The sequence below is a fragment of the Nonomuraea sp. 3-1Str genome, assembly GCF_031570565.1.
Taxonomy (GTDB): Bacteria; Actinomycetota; Actinomycetes; order Streptosporangiales; family Streptosporangiaceae; genus Nonomuraea.
The window spans coordinates 56,352-72,730 of sequence record NZ_JALHBK010000023.1; the positions used below are offsets into that span (position 1 = coordinate 56,352).

At 73.6% G+C, this 16,379-nt stretch carries 11 protein-coding genes; 6 read left to right on the forward strand and 5 right to left on the reverse strand.

Annotated elements, in window-relative coordinates; all coding sequences use genetic code 11:
• Positions 1–10: 10 nt before the first annotated feature.
• Genes MTP10_RS29895 through MTP10_RS29915 form a run of 5 tightly spaced genes read left to right on the forward strand, consistent with a single transcriptional unit; the run spans position 11 to position 4,032 of the window.
• Complete coding sequence (locus MTP10_RS29895) at positions 11–262, forward strand: acyl carrier protein (protein WP_310713276.1); 252 nt, start codon at positions 11–13, stop codon at positions 260–262.
• Positions 259–1,434, forward strand: coding sequence for an acyl-CoA dehydrogenase family protein (locus MTP10_RS29900; RefSeq protein WP_310713278.1), 1,176 nt, complete (start codon positions 259–261; stop codon positions 1,432–1,434). Before MTP10_RS29895 ends, MTP10_RS29900 begins: the two co-directional genes overlap by 4 nt.
• Entirely contained in the window at positions 1,431–2,519 is a 1,089-nt protein-coding gene (locus MTP10_RS29905; protein ID WP_310713280.1) for an HAD-IIIC family phosphatase, read from the forward strand. The genes MTP10_RS29900 and MTP10_RS29905 overlap by 4 nt, the downstream gene beginning before the upstream one ends.
• Positions 2,516–3,310 (forward strand): alpha/beta fold hydrolase, encoded by a 795-nt coding sequence (locus MTP10_RS29910; RefSeq protein WP_310713281.1) that lies wholly within the window; start codon positions 2,516–2,518, stop codon positions 3,308–3,310. Before MTP10_RS29905 ends, MTP10_RS29910 begins: the two co-directional genes overlap by 4 nt.
• Positions 3,301–4,032, forward strand: coding sequence for a 4'-phosphopantetheinyl transferase superfamily protein (locus MTP10_RS29915; protein ID WP_310713283.1), 732 nt, complete (start codon positions 3,301–3,303; stop codon positions 4,030–4,032). The genes MTP10_RS29910 and MTP10_RS29915 overlap by 10 nt, the downstream gene beginning before the upstream one ends.
• Here MTP10_RS29915 and MTP10_RS29920 read toward each other — a convergent pair.
• Genes MTP10_RS29920 through MTP10_RS29940 form a run of 5 tightly spaced genes read right to left on the reverse strand, consistent with a single transcriptional unit; the run spans position 3,995 to position 15,524 of the window.
• Positions 3,995–5,155 (reverse strand): acyl-CoA dehydrogenase family protein, encoded by a 1,161-nt coding sequence (locus tag MTP10_RS29920; RefSeq protein ID WP_310713285.1) that lies wholly within the window; start codon positions 5,153–5,155, stop codon positions 3,995–3,997. The genes MTP10_RS29915 and MTP10_RS29920 overlap by 38 nt on opposite strands.
• 7 nt (positions 5,156–5,162) lie before the next feature.
• Positions 5,163–9,131 carry an SDR family NAD(P)-dependent oxidoreductase gene (locus MTP10_RS29925; RefSeq protein WP_310713287.1) on the reverse strand — a complete coding sequence of 1,323 codons (3,969 nt, stop codon included), beginning with the start codon at positions 9,129–9,131 and terminating at the stop codon, positions 5,163–5,165.
• The gene (locus MTP10_RS29930; RefSeq protein ID WP_310713288.1) at positions 9,128–13,825 is read right to left on the reverse strand and encodes an SDR family NAD(P)-dependent oxidoreductase; all 4,698 of its coding nucleotides are present in this window, start codon (positions 13,823–13,825) and stop codon (positions 9,128–9,130) included. Before MTP10_RS29930 ends, MTP10_RS29925 begins: the two co-directional genes overlap by 4 nt.
• 60 nt (positions 13,826–13,885) lie before the next feature.
• Positions 13,886–14,704: an ABC transporter permease gene (locus MTP10_RS29935; protein WP_310713290.1), complete on the reverse strand. Its 819-nt coding sequence runs from the start codon at positions 14,702–14,704 to the stop codon at positions 13,886–13,888.
• Complete coding sequence (locus MTP10_RS29940; protein WP_310713291.1) at positions 14,694–15,524, reverse strand: ABC transporter ATP-binding protein; 831 nt, start codon at positions 15,522–15,524, stop codon at positions 14,694–14,696. The genes MTP10_RS29935 and MTP10_RS29940 overlap by 11 nt, the downstream gene beginning before the upstream one ends.
• Positions 15,525–15,709: 185 nt before the next feature.
• On the opposite strand from MTP10_RS29940, the gene MTP10_RS29945 reads away from it, so the two are divergent.
• Complete coding sequence (locus MTP10_RS29945) at positions 15,710–16,375, forward strand: phosphotransferase (protein ID WP_310713293.1); 666 nt, start codon at positions 15,710–15,712, stop codon at positions 16,373–16,375.
• Positions 16,376–16,379: the final 4 nt, after the last annotated feature.

Here is a 16,379-nt window from a genome sequence, read left to right on the forward strand (position 1 = left end):
GAGCCATTCGATGACCGACACCCAGGGCCAGATCCTCGGCTTCGTCCGCGACAGGTACCCGCAGGCGGAGATCACCGAGTCGCAGGACATCTTCGCGCTCGGCTTCGTGAACTCGCTGTTCGCGATGGAGCTGGTGATGTTCGTCGAGAAGACGTTCGGCGTGACCATCCCGAACGAGGAGCTGCGGATCGACAACTTCCGCACCGCGACCGCCATGTCCGAGCTGGTGAGCCGGCTCGTGGCCGAGCCGGCCGTCGCGTGACGGTCACCGGCGTGGCGCCGCCCGCCGCCGCCCCACCGGCTTCGCCGCCGGTGGGGCGGGTCACCGACCGGAGCACCGCGCGGGCGTTCGTCGACACCCATGTGATGCCGTACACCGACGCCTACGACCGGGCGGGACGCGTCCCGGAGGAGCTGCTGCGGCGGGTGGCGGAGGCGGGGCTGTGGGCGCCGTTCCTGCCGGCGGCGGCGGGCGGCGCCGGGATGGACTGGGTGACGCTCGGCGAGGTGCACGAGGAGGTGGGCCGCGGCTGCTCGTCGCTGCGCAGCCTGCTCACGGTCCACACCATGGCGGCGTGGACCGTGCAGCGGTGGGGCAGCCCGGCGCAGCGCGAGCGGTGGACGCCCGCGTTCGCCGCGGGCGACAGCCTGGGCGCGTTCTGCCTGTCCGAGCCGGGCGCCGGCAGCGACACCTCCGGCATCACCACGACCGCCGCCGAGTCCGGCGGCGGCTGGGTGCTCAACGGCGTCAAGAAGTGGACGACCGGCGGTCAGCGGGCGGACGTGTTCCTCGTGTTCGCCCGCACCGCGTCCAGCATCGGCGCGTTCCTCGTGCCGAGGGACACGCCGGGCGTGGAGGTGCGGCCGATCGACGACATGCTCGGCACCCGTGCCTCCATGCTCGCCGAGATCAGCTTCACCGACGTCGTCCTCGACCGGGACGCGCTGCTCGGCCCGAGCGGCTTCACCGCCGGCATGGTGCTCACCGGCACCCTCGACCTCGGCCGCTACAGCGTGGCGGCCGGGTCGGTGGGCATCGTCCAGGCGTGCCTGGAGGCGTCGGCCTCCTACGCCGCGAGCCGCGAGGTGGGCGGCACGCCCCTGGCGAAGCTGCCGCTCATCCAGGCGAAACTCTCCGACATGGTGACCGACGCGCGGGCGGCCCGGCTGCTGCTGGCCGAGGCCGGCCGCCTCAAGGACGCCGGCGAGGCGTCCACGATCATGGCGACGTGGGTGGCGAAGTACTTCGCCTCCACCGCCGCCGCCCGGCACGCCTCCGAGGCCGTGCAGATCCACGGCGCCAACGGGTGCAGCACCGAGTACCCCGTGGCCCGCTACTACAGGGACGCCAAGGTGATGGAGATCATCGAAGGCAGCAACGAGATCCAGCGGATGACCATCGCTGGCCAGGCCGATCGGGAGAAGACCGGATGAGCGTGACCGCCGAGAGCCCGGACGCCGGCGTCGCCCTGCTTCCACGGAAGCCGGCGCGGGGCCGCATCAAGTGCATCGTGTGGGACCTCGACAACACGCTCTGGAACGGCGTGCTGCTGGAGGACGGCGAGGTGACCGTGCGCCCGGCCGTCGTCGAGCGCATCCACGAGCTGGACCGCAAGGGCATCCTGCACTCCGTGGCCAGCAAGAACGACCGGGACACCGCGCTGGCCAAGCTGCGCGCCCTCGGCCTCGAGGAGATGTTCCTCCACCCCCAGATCGGCTGGAACCCCAAGTCGGAGTCGATCCGGAACATCGCCAAGGCGCTCAACCTGGGCCTGGACGCGTTCGCGTTCGTCGACGACCAGGAGTTCGAGCGTGCGGAGGTGGCGCACGGCGTGCCGGAGGTCACCTGCGTGGACATCCTCGACCTGGAGGAGGCGCTGGCCCGGCCGGAGTTCCAGCCGCGGTTCGTCACCGACGAGTCGGCGCAGCGGCGCCACATGTACCGGGGGCAGATCGCCCGCGACGAGCTGGAGGAGGAGTTCGTCGGCACCAACGAGGAGTTCCTGGCGAGCCTGGAGATGGAGTTCACCATCGCCCCGGCCGCCCGGGAGGACCTCCAGCGGGCCGAGGAGCTCACCGTCCGCACCAACCAGCTCAACTCGACCGGCCGCACGTACTCCTACGACGAGCTGGACGAGCTGCGCGAGTCCGACGACCACCTGCTGCTGGTGGCCTCGCTCACCGACCGGTTCGGCAGCTACGGCAAGATCGGGCTGGCGCTGGTGGAGAAGGGCGAGGACGCCTGGCGGCTCAACATGATGCTCATGTCGTGCCGGGTGATGTCGCGCGGCGTCGGCATGGTGCTGCTCAACCACATCATGCGGCTGGCCGCCGAGGCCGGCGTGGCGTTGCGCGCCGACTTCGTGGAGACCGGCCGCAACCGCATGATGCAGGTGACGTACGCGTTCGCCGGCTTCAGGGAGGCCGACAGGGACGGCGCCCACGTGGTGCTCCAGGCCGACCTGAGCACGCTCCAGCCGCCCCCGTCGTACGTGCGGCTGGAGGTGAGGGCGGCATGACCGTCGGCGAGCTGGTGAGCGACGAGACGCTGGCGCGCTGGCTGCCGTTCCGCACACAGACCGGCGCCGAGCCGGGCGCGCTGCCGATGTACTGCCTGCCGCACGCGGGCGGCGCCGCCTCGGCCTTCCGGGTGTGGCAGCGCAAGCTGCCCGGCGTCGCGGTGCAGCCGGTGCAGCCGCCCGGACGGGAGGCCCGGCACAAGGAACCGCCGTACCTGCGGATGGAGCCGCTGGTGTCGGACCTCGCGGACGTCGTGCTCGCCGACGTGGAGCTGTCGGCGGCCGGCCGCAGGTACACCCTGTACGGGCACAGCCTGGGCGCGATCGTGGCGTTCGAGCTGGTCCGGGAGATCCGGCGGCGGGGCGGTCCCGAGCCGGTCCACCTGTTCGTGTCCGGCTCCGACGCCCCGCACGTCACCGACGAGCCGGGGCCGCCGGTCGGCCGGATGAGCAGGCCCGAGCTGGTGCACCTGCTGCGCGCGCTCGGCGGGACGCCGGAGTGGCTGCTGGCCGACCCGGAGGCGCTCGACATGGTGCTCCCGTCGGTGCAGGCCGACTTCACCGTCAAGGAGACGTACGTCTACCAGGACGAGCCGCCGCTCGACGTGCCCGTCTCGGCGCTGTGCGGGGAGACCGACCCGCGGGTGTCGCCGGTGAAGCTGGCGAGGTGGCTGGACCAGACGGCCCGCGAGTTCACGCTGCACGGGTTCGACGGCGGGCACTTCGCGGTGTTCGAGCAGGCGCAGCGGACCCACCGGATCCTGGCGGAGGCGCTGCGGCCGTGGGTGTGACGGTCGGCCCGGTGACGGTGCGGGAGTGGCGGCCACTCCCGCACCGTTCGCGCGTTCCCGGGCCGGCCGCCCCGGGGGTGTGGCCGGAGGTGTGGAAGGTGCGGCTCGACCGGCCCGAGCGCGCGGAGTGGCAGGACTGGCTGTCCGCCGCCGAGCGGGACCGGGCGGGCCGCTTCGCCGACGCGGGGGAGCGCCACAGGTACGTGGTGGCGCACGCCGCGCTGCGGTCCGTGCTGGGCGAGCTGTGCGGCGTGCCGCCTGGAGCGGTCCGGCTCACCGCCGAGGCGTCCGGCCGGCCGTGCCTGGAGCCCGGCGGCGGGCGGCCCGACTTCAACCTGTCGCACTCCGGCGACTGGGCCCTGGTCGCCGTGGCGGCGCCCGGCACGCGGGTGGGCGTGGACGTCGAGCGCGTCCGCGCCGACCTCGACCACCTGGAGCTGGCCCGGCGCATGTACCAGCCGGAGGAGGCCGAGCGGGTGCGGGAGATCGGACTCGTGGAGTACTTCCGGCTGTGGACCGCCAAGGAGGCGTACGTCAAGGCCACCGGAGCCGGGCTCGCCGGCCTGCGCTCCTGCCTGGTGCGCGACACGGGAACGGGGAGCGGGACGGTCTCGTCCCGCTCCCCGCGCGAAGGGTGGCCGGTGCGGTGGCTCGACGTGGCCCCCGGCTACGCCGCCGCCCTGGTCACGACCGCTTCGACACCGGCACCACGTACCGGCTGAACACCAGGTCCCGCAGCACGTCGTCGCCGCCCTCCACGATCGACACGTACCTCATGTCGCGCGTCAGCTTGCCGATGACCGACTCGTGCGTGTAGCCGAGCCCGCCGAACATCTCCGACGCCGTCGAGGCGATCTGCCAGCCGGTCTGCCCGCAGAACATCTTCGTCGTCAGCGCCTGCTTCAGCGTCCCCGTGCGCAGGAACTCCTCGCCCGCGTCCGGCCGGGCCGCGATCGCGTCGTACGCCCGCGCCGCGGCCAGGCACTGGTTGGTCATCACCTCGATCTGCATCTCGAACTGCCCCAGCCGGGAGGCGAACACCGCGTTGCCCGTCAGCGGCGCCCCCTTCACCGACTTGGACTTGCCGTACTCCATGCACACGTCCCGGATGCGGCGGGCCACGCCGAGGGCCGTGGTGGCGATGAGGATGCGGCTGGCGTTCAGGCCCACCTCCAGCAGGCGGAGTCCGTTGCCGCGCAGCACGTTCGCGGCCGGCACGCGCACCCCCGACAGCGACACCTGGTACGTGGCCGACGAGCGCAGCCCGATGACGTCCCACCGCTTGTCCACGGTGACGCCCGGCGTGTCACGCGGCACGAGCACCGCCAGGTAGCCCGACGGGTCCTCCTGGCTGCGCGCGACCACCACGAGGAACTGGGCGAAGCCCGTGTTCGTGGAGAACGCCTTCTGCCCGTCGAGGACGACCGTGTCCCCCTCGACCCGCGCGGTCGTCGTCATGCGGGCCAGCTCGCTGCCGGCCGCGTGCTCACTGCCGAGCGTGGCGCAGAAGCCGTTCTCCGCCACCAGCCGGCCGAGATACCGCTCCCTCAGCTCCTCCGAGCCGTACCAGGCGACCATGCTCGTCGTCAGCACCGGGATGAACAGCGTGAACGCCACCCCGGCGTCGGCGTAGGCCAGCTCGCTGGTGATGCGGACGCTCTCCTCCAGGCCGAGGCCGAGCCCGCCGTGCTCCTTGGGCAGCCACCAGTTGGCCAGCCCCGTCTCCGCGAACCGCGCGTAGAGGGGCAGCGGCGCGTCGGCCAGCGAGTCGAGGTAGGCGTCGTTGCCGGTCAGCTCGCGCCGGGCGAAGCCCTGGACGGCGCGCAGGTACTCGGGCTGTTTCATCGGCTGCTCACTCCTGCCCGTCGCGCGTGTCGAGCAGCTCGGCGAGCTGGCGCACCGTCGGGCACTCCAGCAGGCCGGTGACCGGCACGGACGCGTTCAGCTGCTTGCGGACCCGGGTGGTGAGCTCGATCGCGAGCAGCGAGTGACCGCCGAGCTCGAAGAAGTTGTCCAGCGCGCCGATCGGCTCGATGCCGAGCACCCGCGACCAGATCGCGGCCAGCGTCGCCTCGGTGCCCTCGCGCGGCTCCACGTACGCGTTGTTCAGCTCCGGCCGCGGATGCCGTTCCTGGTCGTCGTCATCGTCCCCGGCCTCGTGGATGTCGCCCGTGACCCACTGCGCCAGCCGCGCCTCCAGCGGGCCGGTCGAGATCACGAAGTGCCCGGCCCGGTCGGCCGCCGACAGCGCCCGCTCCAGCACGTCCACGCCCTCGGCCGGGGTCATCGCGTAGTCGATCACCGCGCCGCTGTGCCCGGCCACCCGGTCGGGATCGATGTTCCAGGTGTCCCAGTCGACGGTCACCCACCGTCCGGCGCCCGCCGTGCGGGCCGCGCGGACGTACGCGTCCAGCGCCGCGTTGGCCGCCGCGTACGGCGCGAGCGTCATGCCGCCCAGCACGGCCGCGATGGACGACAGCGTGATGCGCCGGTCCGGGACGCGTCCCCCGGCGTGCTCGCCGAGCACCTTCTGCAGCACGTGGAAGCCGGTCACCTTGGCCGCCAGGTGCGCGTCGCACTGCTGCCGGTCCATCAGGTGCGCGAAGTTGAAGTACGCGCCGTCCTGCACGCCCGCCCCGTGGACGACCACGTCGATCCCGCCGAACCGGCTCACGGCCTCCGCCACGACGGCGCGCATCGCCTCCTCGTCGGCCACGTCGGCCGACAGGGCGAGCACGGTCGCGCCCCGGCTCTCCAGGTCGCGGATGTTGCGGATGTGCCGGACCGTGCGCTCCGACCCTGGCGGGGCCGCCGCGAGGAAGGCGTCCCACTCCTCGCGCGGCGGCAGCGCCGAGCGGGCCGTCAGCACCAGCCGGCAGCCGTACGTGCTCGCCAGGTGCCGCGCGAGCACCAGGCCGACGTCGCCGAGACCGCCGGTGACCAGCACGGTGTCGCCGTCGCGGAAGCCGCGCTCGTCCGGGCCGGGCTCGTCCACCGGGTACTGCCGGTACTCCCGCAGCCACGTCTCGCCCGCGCGCAGCGCCACCGGCCCCTCGTGCGGGCAGACCGCCGCGGCCAGCACCTGCTCGGCCAGCGCGTCCTCGGCCGGCGCCACGTCCCCGCCCGCGCCGTCCACGTCGACGTGCCGGCAGCGCAGCCGCGGGTTCTCCTGCTGGAGGCTGGGCGCGAGGGCGGCGAGCGTGGAGTGCTCCGGATGACGCAGGTCGGCGCCGGACACGCTCACCGCGTGCGAGGTGAGCAGCACCAGCTCGGCGCGGGGCGCCGACCCGGTGTTGTCGACCAGCTCCCGCGCGAGGGCCAGCGCGGAGTAGAAGCCGCGCGCCTGCTCGGCGGTGAAATGCCGCACCGGGTCCGCCTCGGGCCCCGCCTCGGGGCTCGCCAGGCTGAAGCCGTGGACGATGGCGCGCGGCGCGGCCACCAGCGAGTAGAACAGCTCCGCCATGTCGTCGGCCTTGCCCGGCCGGATCGTGAAGTCACCGTCGTCGTCCTGGCCGAACCGGTCGCCCGCGCGCACGGCCGTCACCTCGGCGCCCGCCCGCGTGAGCCGCTCCACCAGCGCCTCGCCCCGCGCGTCGCCGGTGAACACCAGCCACGGGCCCGCCAGGCGCAGCCGGTCGTCCAGGCCGGCGAGGGGCAGCGGGTGCGGCCGCCAGGTCGGCAGGTACGTCCACCGGCCGCGGTCGAAGCTCTTCCCGGGGCCCTGCTGCTGCCCCTGGGCCTGCGCCGCCGGGTTCGGCTTGATCCAGAACCTGCGCCGCTGGAACGGGTACGTGGGCAACTCCACGCGGCGGCCCTGGCCGCCGTGCAGCGCCGGCCAGTCGACGGCGGCGCCCGCCAGCCACAGCCGCGCGAGCGTGGCCAGCAGCCACTCGGCGGCCGGGGTGTCACCGTCCGGCGCGACCACGACCTCCTCGACCTGCCCCGAGACCTGCCCGGATCCCTGCCCCGAGACCTGCCCGGTGGCCGGTCCGGACGGCTCGCCCTTCACCATGTGCACGCCGACGCCGCCCAGCCCGTCGGCCAGCGCGGCCACCGCCTGCTCGCGGTCCCCGCCCGTCGCCTGAGGCCCCGTGGCGCCCGGCCGCAGGACCTTCTCTCCGCCCGCGCCCGGCCGCAGGACCTTCTCACCGCCTGCGCCCGGCCGCAGGACCGTGTCCACGGCGGCGCGCAGCTCCGCCCCCCACGCGGCCGGCGCCTCGGCGTCCGGGACGCTCAGCCGTACCCTCGGGTTGCGCCGCTGCGTCTTGCCGCCGATCCATCGCGACGGGTCGCCGAGCGCCGCCACCGCGTCGGCGCGGTCACGGCACACCACCGCGCGCCGCAGCGCGAAGCCGCCCCGCGACACCTGGAGCGTGAACGCCACGTCCGCGACGTCCTCGCCCGCCTCCTCCGCGAGGTGCGCGCGCAGCCGCTCGGTCACGTCCGTGAGAGCCTGCTCGTCGGCCGCCGAGAGCACCAGCAGGTGCGGGCCCGGCCGCGCCGGCCGCGCGGGCCGGGGCGGCGCCTGCTCCAGCACCACGTGCGCGTTCGTGCCGCCGAGCCCGAACGAGCTCACCCCGGCCCGGCGCGGATGCGGCCCCGCCGCCCACGGCCGGTTCTCCGTCAGCACCGTGAACCGGTCCTGCGCGCCCGCCAGCGCCGGGTTCGGCGTCTCGTAGCCGGGGGTGCCGGGCAGCAGCTCGTGCTTCAGCGTCATCGCGGCCCGCATCAGCCCGGTCACCCCGGAGGCGCGGTCGAGGTGGCCCAGGCTCGGCTTCAGCGAGCCCAGCACGCACGGCGTCTCCCGCGTCTGCGCGAACACCCGGTTCATCGCCGCCAGCTCGATCGAGTCGCCCAGCATCGTGCCGGTGGCGTGGCACTCCACGTACCCGACCGTGTCCGGCTTGACCCCGGCCACGCCGAGCGCCGACTCGATCACCTCGGCCTGCCCGTCCACGCCCGGCGCGGTGTAGCCGGCCCGCAGCCGGCCGTCGTTGTTGGCCGCCGAGCCCAGGATGACCGCGTGGATCACGTCGCCGTCGGCCAGCGCGTCCGACATGCGCTTGAGCGCCACCACCCCCGCGCCGCTGCCCATCACGGTGCCGCTCGCCTCGGCGTCGAAGCTGCGCACCCGGCCGTCGGGCGACATGATGCCGCCCTGTTCGTACAGGTAGCCGGACGGCTGCGGCAGCGGCGTGAACGCGCCGCCCGCCACGGCGATGTCGCACTCGTACGTCAGCAGGCTCTGGCACGCCAGGTGCACCGACACCAGCGAGGTCGAGCAGAACGTCTGCACCGACACGGCCGGCCCGCGCAGCCCCAGCTTGTACGACACCAGCGAGGCCAGCGAGTCGCGCTCGTTGCCCACGGCCATGAGCAGCGCGCCGCCCGGCTGGGTGGTGAGGTGCTGGATGTTCTGCACGATGTAGTCGGGGAAGCCGCAGCCGCCGAAGACCGCGACCTGGCCGGGCACGTCGGTCGGGCAGTAGCCGGCCGCCTCCAGCGCCTCCCACGAGCACTCCAGGAACAGCCGGTGCTGCGGGTCCATGGTCTCGGCCTCGCGCGGGTTGATGCCGAAGACGGTCGCGTCGAAGCGGTCGAGCCCGTCGAGCGGCCCGCCGACGCGCACGTAGCGCGGGTCGGCCAGCTTGCCCGGCTCGACCCCGGCCTCCCGCAGCTCCTCGTCGGTGATCGCGCGCAGGCCCTTCACGCCGGCGAGCAGGTTGCCCCACAGCTCGCCGACGCTCCCGGCGCCCGGGAAACGCCCGGACATGCCGATCAGCGCGACCGCGGAGTCGTAATCGGTTCCGTTGTCGGTCATGAGGTCCTTCCGCTTCTGAGCATGGTGCGGCGCTGGGCGATGCGGGAGCGCTGCTGGTCGCGGGCGTCGGCCGGCTGCTCCTCCGGGTCCTGGCCGGCGCGGGCCGCCTCCGCCAGGGAGGCGACGGTGGGCGCCTGGTAGAGGATGTGCGGCGGCAGGTAGGCCAGCTCCAGGGCCCGCCTGACCTCGGCGATGATCTCCATGCCGAGCAGCGAGTTGCCGCCCAGCTCGAAGAAGTTGTCGTGCACGCCGACCTGCTCCAGGCCGAGCGCCTCCGCCCACACGCCGGCGATGGTCTCCTCGGTGGGCGACTGCGGCTCGACGTACGCGGTGGACAGGTCGGGCCTGGGGTGCCGGCCGAACGCGTCGCGGATCTTCTTGACCGTCGCCTGGTGGCTCTCGATGGAGGACTTCCGGCTCATCGCGACGAGCGGGGCGAAGTCCTGCGTGGAGGCCACCACGTGCTTCTCGCCGCTGGCCAGCACCCGCAGCAGCGTCTGCCAGCCCTGGTCGAAGGTGAGGCCGAAGTTCTCCCGGTACCAGGTGAAGTACTGCTTGGAGCCCTCGTCGTAGTTCTCCAGGCCGTCGGTCCAGCCGTTCCACGTCCACTCGCACCAGTCGACGGAGGTGACGGTCACGCCGGGCAGCTCGTCGCTGAGCGCGAACGCGTCGAGGAAGGCGTTGGCCGCGCAGTAGTCGACCTGGCCGGCGCCGCCGCCTGTCGCGGAGGTGGTGGACGAGTACAGCGCCAGGAAGTCGACCGGCACGTCCCGCAGCACCTCGGCCAGCGCGAGCGTGCCGCCGACCTTGGGGGCGAGCACGCGCTCGATGTCGGCGGCGGTCTTGAACTGCATGAGCCCGACCGCGGGCACGCCGGCGCAGTGCACGACGCCGTTCAGCTCGCCGAACCGGTCGAGAGCGGCCCCGACCGCGCGGCGTACGTCCTCGACGCGGGACACGTCGCCGGCGACGGTGACGACCTCGGCGCCCGCCGCCTCCAGCCGGCGCAGCCCCTCCAGGCGCCTGCGCACCTCGCTCGCCGTGCTCTCGGCGGCGAGGATCGCGTCCCACTGGTCGCGGGGCGGCACGGGGGTGCGGCCCAGCAGGACGAGCCGGGCCTGGAACTGCTCGGCCAGCCGCTCGGCCATGGCCAGGCCGATGCCGCCGAGCCCGCCGGTGACCAGGTACGCGCCGCCGGGCCTGACCTGCGCCACGGGCGGGGACTGCTCGATGACGGAGGCGTCGAGGACCTCGTAGTCGGGGATCCAGCGCCCGCCGCCGCGCAGCGCGACGACCTGGTCGGCCGGTTCGGCCCGCAGCTCGGCCAGCAGCGCGCCGGCGTCGAGGTCGCCCGGGGCCACGTCGACGAGGCGGGTGGTGACGCGCGGGTACTCGACGGGGATCAGGCGGGTCGGGCCGAGCAGCGTGCCGCGGGAGGACACGACCCGGTCGCCGGGGTGGACCTTCTGGCCGCCGCTGGCGACGATGTCCAGCGACCAGCCGGGCAGGCCGAGGTCGCCGGCCGCCTTGGCGAAGCCGACCAGCGTGTGCAGGCCGCGCTGGAGGCATTCGTCGGCGGGCTGGTCGGGGTCGGCGCACCACAGGTGGACGACCCGGTCGGGCACCCGGTCGCCGGCCGCCAGCTCGCGCAGCACGGCCAGCGCGTCCTCGGGCGAGCCGGGCCGTACCGTGATGCCGTCCTCTCCGACGGAGAACGCCTCGCCGGGCCGGACCGTCACGACCTCGCGGCCGGTCTCGCGCAGGTGCGCGAGCAGCGGCGCGGCGACGGCGTCGGCGACGCCCTCGGCGGTGTAGACCAGCCAGCGGGCGGCCTCGTCGGCGCGGGGCGGGCGGAGCGTGGTCTGCCGCCACACGGGCGTGTGGATCCAGCGGGTGTCGGGCAGCCGCGGGTACGCCTTGGCGATGCTCGTCGGGTCGCTCTCGTCGAACACCGGCGTGCTGCCGCCGCCGAGGGCCGACTCGTCGATCTCCAGCCAGTACTCCTGGTGCTCGAACGGGTAGGAGGGCAGCGGCACGCGGCCGGGAGCCCAACCGGTGTCCTCGTGCAGGGCGGCCCAGTCGACCGCCACGCCGGTGAGCCAGAGCCGGCCGACGGCGGTGGCGAGTGCCGCGCCCGTGTCCTGCTGGTCGTTGGCGCCGGGCAGCGTGGTGACGATGAGCGGCCACTGCGCGCGGTCGCAGGCGGGGTGGCCGCGGGTCAGCGCGCCCAGCGACTGGCCGGGGCCGATCTCGGCGAGCGCGAGGTCGGCGATGCCGAGCACCTTCTCCAGCGCCGCGCCGAACTCGACGGTCTCGCACATGTGCCGCGCCCAGTAGCCGGGGTCGGTGACGACCTCGGCGGTGGCGAGCTCGCCGGTGACGTTGCTCAGGTACGGCAGGGCCGGCGGGTTCAGCGTGACGTTGTCGCTGATCCAGGCGGTCAGCTCGGCGGCGATCGGCTTGAGCATCCGCGAGTGGAAGGCGTGCGTGGTCTCCAGCCGCCGGTGGCCGATCTTCAGCTCGCGCAGCACGGCCATGGCGGCTTCGACCGCCTCGGCGGGGCCGGCGAGGACCGTCTGCGAGCCGGTGCGCACGGCGACGTCCAGCTCCTCGTCGTACAGGTCGCCGAGGACGGTCCGCAGCCGCCGCTCGTCGGCCGAGACGGCGAGCATCGCGCCCTCCGGCTGGGAGGTGATGAGCTTGGCCCGGTAGGCGACCAGCCGCAGCGCGTCAGGCAGTGACAGCACGCCGGCCAGGCAGGCGGCCACGTACTCGCCCAGGCTGTAACCGACCATGATCTCCGGGGTGACGCCCCAGCGGATGAGCTGCCGGGCCAGCGCGTACTCGGCGACGAAGACGGCCGGCTGGACCAGGTGCGCCTCGGTGGTGGAGAGGGGTGCGGCGGGCTGGGCGCGGCCCAGCATCCGGGCCAGGTCGCCGCCGGCGGCGCCCCGCTCGGCCGGGGGGAACACGTCCGAGAGCTGCGCGGCCTCGGTCAGCCCGAGCACGGCCAGGCACTCGTTGACGTCCGCGCGGAAGCCGGGCTCGTCCGCGTACAGGTCGGCGACCATGCCCGGGTACTGCTCGCCGACCCCGGCGATGAGGAAGCTGGTCCTGCGGCCCACGGTCGCGTCGTTGCGGCCGAGCGCCGCGGCCGGGTCGGCCAGGCGGGCCGCGGCCTCCTCGGTGGTGCCGGCGACGACGAACCTGCGGTGGTTGAACACCTTGCGGCCCACCTGGAGCGTGTACGCGACGTCGCCCAGGTCGTCGGCGGCGTCCGTGAGGCGCTCGGCCAGCCGGGCGAGGGAGCGGTCGGCGGCGTCGGACGAGCGGGCCGAGACGGGCAGGATCTGCCAGCGGCGCGAGCGCGGCCGGCGCGGCTCGGGCGCGGGCGCCTCCGTCACGATGACGTGCGCGTTCGTGCCGCCCATGCCGAGCGAGCTGACACCCGCGATGCGGGGCCGCTCGGCGGTGCGCGGCCACGGGGTGGGCTCGGCGGTCACGCGGAACGGGCTGTTGTCGAAGTCGATCTCCGGGTTGGGGGAGCGGTAGTGCAGGGTGCCGGGGATCAGCTCCTTGCGCAGCGACTGGACCACCTTGATCAGGCCGGTGACGCCGGAGGCGCGGTCGAGGTGGCCGACGTTCGGCTTGATCGAGCCGAGCAGGCAGTACTGCTTGTCCGGGGTGGCGCCGAAGGCGCGGGTCAGCGCGGCCACCTCCATCGGGTCGCCGACCTCGGTGGCGGTGCCGTGCGCCTCGACGTACGAGATCTGCGTGGGGTCGACGCCCGCCCGCTTGATGGCGGCGGAGACGCAGCGGCGCTGGCCGTCGACACTCGGCGCGAGGTAGCTGAACTTCATCGCGCCGTCGTTGTTGATCGCCGAGCCGCGGATGACGGCGAGCACCGTGTCGCGGTCGGCCAGCGCGTCCGGCAGCCGCTTGAGCGCCACCACGGCCGCGCCGTCGCCGAACATGCTGCCCCGGCCCTCGGCGTCGAACGTGCGCACGTGCCCGTCGGGCGACTCCTGGCCGCCCTCCTCCCACAGGTAGCCGATCCGGTCGGGGATGCGGACGGACACGCCGCCGGCGATCGCCATGTCGCACTCGCCGCGCCGCAGGCTCTCGCTCGCCAGGTGGACGCTCACCAGCGAGGTGGAGCAGAACGTCTGCACGGACAGGCTCGGGCCGGTCAGGTCGAAGCGGAAGGAGACGTTCGTGGCCAGCGAGTCCTTGTCGTTGCCGATCATCAGGGCGGAGGTGTCGATGCCCATCTCGAACGCCCTGAGCCGGGTCAGCAGGTAGCCGCTGATGTTCATGCCGGCGAACACGCCCACGCTGCCCCGGCCCTCGGGAGCCGCGTACCCGGCGGACTCCAGGACCTCCCACACGCACTCCAGGAAGATGCGCTGCTGCGGGTCGGCGAGCGTCGCCTCGCGCGGGTTGTAGCCGAAGAAGCCGGCGTCGAAGCCCCGGATGTCGTCCAGGATGGGGCGCGAGCGCACGTAGTTCGGCTGCTGGAAGGTGGCGGGGCTCACGCCGGCGCTGATCAGCTCGTCGTCGGTGAACCTCGTGAACGACTCGACGCCGGTGCTGATGTTGCGCCAGAACGTCTCGACGTCGGCCGCGCCGGGGAACCGGCCGGACATGCCGATGATGGCGATGTCGGCGTCGCCGGCCGGATTTTGCTGATCCATCAAGGTGCCCCTCTTCACTGGAGTTGCCTTGCCGTTCGCTTCATGGGGGGCCGCCGCGCGTCACATGGGCCCGCCGCGGCCCCAGCCGCGGGCGAGCCGGCGGGCGGCGAACGCGCCGGCGACCAGGCCGACCACCAGCAGGACACCGGCGGACGGCAGCGCGCCCGCCACGTCGCCGCGGACGGCGGCCTGCATCATGCTCAGCGCCCAGTAGCCGGGTGAGACGTGGGCGGCGATCTGAGCCCACTCGGGCATGAGGCTCAGCGGTACGAGCGCCCCGCCCAGTGAGCTGAGCGTCAGCGCGCCCACGTCCGAGATCACGCTCAGCTCGCCGTGGCTGCGCACCACGGCGGCCAGCGCCGCGCCGATCGCCAGCAGCGCGAACGCCCACACCATGATGGCGAGCAGGACGTACACCGGGTTGGGCGGCACGGGCAGGCCGATGACGAGGCAGCCGTAGACGAGCAGGATCGTCTGCTGGACGACCATCACCACGAACAGCGGCAGCGTCTTGCCGACGACCAGCTCCGCGGCCGGCGCCCTGCTGACACGCAGCCGGTCCCAGGTGCGCCAGGTGCGCTCCGACAGGATCGAGTTGCCGACCAGGGAGATGGCGAACACCGAGAACATCACCATCAGGCCCGTCGCGACCTGCGTGGCGCCGCCGTCCACGGCCCGCACGTACAGGGGCTTCAGCACGAGCATCAGCACCATGGGCATGAGGACGTAGCTGATCATCTGCCCGGGGTCGCGCAGGCGCAGGATGGTGTTGTGCCGGGCCAGCGCGCCGATCCGGTACGCGGAGTCGAGCAGGCGGGACGTGCGGGCCGAGGCGCCGGCCCGGCGGGTGGAGTCGCGGGGCGCGGAGTCAAGGAGCATCGTGGACCGCCAGGGAGCGATAGAGGTCGTCCAGGGACGGGTTGCGCACGTCCACCGCGCTGATCGGGCGGTCGATGCGGCGCAGCAGGTCGATCAGGGTGACGGTGGGCTCCGAGGTGGAGACGCTGACCTCCTCCTCGTTGGAGAGGGTCACGCGCACCTCGCCCGGCAGGTCCCGCAGCAGCTCCTCGGACGTGCCCCGGGCGATGACCCGGCCGCCGCGCGCCACCGCGATCGTGGCCCGCATCTCGGTCAGCTCGGGCAGGTAGTGGGTGGTGTAGACGACGGCCGCGCCCTCGCCCGCGCGCTGCTTGACCACGTCGAGCATGGCCTGCCGGGTCTCCAGGTCGGCGCCCGCGGTCGGCTCGTCGAGCAGCAGCAGGGCCGGCCGGTGGACGAGCGCGCTGGCCGCCTGGGTCCGGCGCTGCTGACCGCCGGAGAGCTTGCCGGCCCGCCGGTCCATGATGCCGCCGAGGCGCAGCACGGTGCTCATGTCCTCGACGGCGTCGCGCAGCGCGACCCGCCGGAGGCCGGCGAGCCTGCCGTACAGCTCCAGGTGCTCGCGGACGGTGGCCGACGGGTAGAGGGCGATGTGCTGGGGCGCGACGCCCACCTCGCCTCGGGTGGCCGAGGGCGGCCTGCCGTCGATGGTCACGTGACCGCCGTCGGGGCGGATCAGGTACGACACGATCTCGACGAAGGTCGACTTCCCCGCGCCGTTGTGTCCGACGAGCCCGACGATCTCGCCGGCGGCCACGCTCAGACTGAACCCGTCCAGGGCCTGGATGGTGCCGTACCGTTTGACGAGATCGGTTGCCACCAGCAACGTGTCACCTCCTCAGCCAACCCACAATTGATGGAGTTAGGCGGATAAGTGCGGCAAACCTATGTTCCCTTGCACGATAGCGATGAATATCCCGTCGCCTGGTGGCCAGTAATGACCGGCAAAACCGGCCAATTACAAGATGCTTCGTGTATTCCATTTGACCGTCTAATCTGACTGATATGCACGTAGGCTCGTTGATCGCGGCCGGCTACGACTGCGACATCTTCCAGGCGGGGCCCGGTAAGATCATCCGGCGCGCCCGCGAGGGCCGCAGCCTCGAACGCGAGGCCTCGGTCATGCGGCACGCCTGGCGCAACGGGTTCCCCGTGCCCCGGGTCTTCGACGCCGAGGGGTCCGACATCCTCATGGAGCACGTCGAGGGGACGAGCATGCGGCAGGAGGCGGCCGAGCGGCCGGAGCGGATGCCCGCCCACGGGCGTCTCCTCGGCGACCTGCTGCGCGCGCTCGCCGCCGTGCGCGCCCCCGGCTGGCTCCAGGCCGCCGACGGCTGCCCCGGCAACCGGCTGCTCCACCTCGACCTGCACCCGGCCAACGTCCTGCTCACCGCCGACGGGCCCCGGGTCATCGACTGGGCCAACGCCGCGCGCGGCGCCCCCGGCGCGGACACCGCCTGCACCTGGCTCATCCTGGCCGCCGCGCCGGTGGGCGATCCGGCCGTGGAGGCGGGGCGGGAGGGGCTGCTGGAGGGCTTCCGCGACGGCGCGGACACCGAAGCAGCGCGGCCGTACCTGAGAGTGATGGGCGAGCGGCGCGGCGCGGACGGCAACGTCACGGCGGAGGAGCGGGCGGCGATCGACCGCTTCCTGGCCCGCGAGGCCCCCTGAGGCG

What these genes read in the sequence shown, in the direction of transcription:
- MTP10_RS29895 (WP_310713276.1), top strand. Translation starts at nt 11, where the DNA reads ATGACCGACACCCAGGGCCAGATCCTCGGCTTCGTCCGCGACAGGTAC.
- MTP10_RS29905 (WP_310713280.1), top strand. Translation starts at nt 1,431, where the DNA reads ATGAGCGTGACCGCCGAGAGCCCGGACGCCGGCGTCGCCCTGCTTCCA.
- MTP10_RS29910 (WP_310713281.1), top strand. Translation starts at nt 2,516, where the DNA reads ATGACCGTCGGCGAGCTGGTGAGCGACGAGACGCTGGCGCGCTGGCTG.
- MTP10_RS29920 (WP_310713285.1), bottom strand. Translation starts at nt 5,155, where the DNA reads ATGAAACAGCCCGAGTACCTGCGCGCCGTCCAGGGCTTCGCCCGGCGC.
- MTP10_RS29925 (WP_310713287.1), bottom strand. Translation starts at nt 9,131, where the DNA reads ATGACCGACAACGGAACCGATTACGACTCCGCGGTCGCGCTGATCGGC.
- MTP10_RS29930 (WP_310713288.1), bottom strand. Translation starts at nt 13,825, where the DNA reads ATGGATCAGCAAAATCCGGCCGGCGACGCCGACATCGCCATCATCGGC.
- MTP10_RS29935 (WP_310713290.1), bottom strand. Translation starts at nt 14,704, where the DNA reads ATGCTCCTTGACTCCGCGCCCCGCGACTCCACCCGCCGGGCCGGCGCC.
- MTP10_RS29945 (WP_310713293.1), top strand. Translation starts at nt 15,710, where the DNA reads ATGCACGTAGGCTCGTTGATCGCGGCCGGCTACGACTGCGACATCTTC.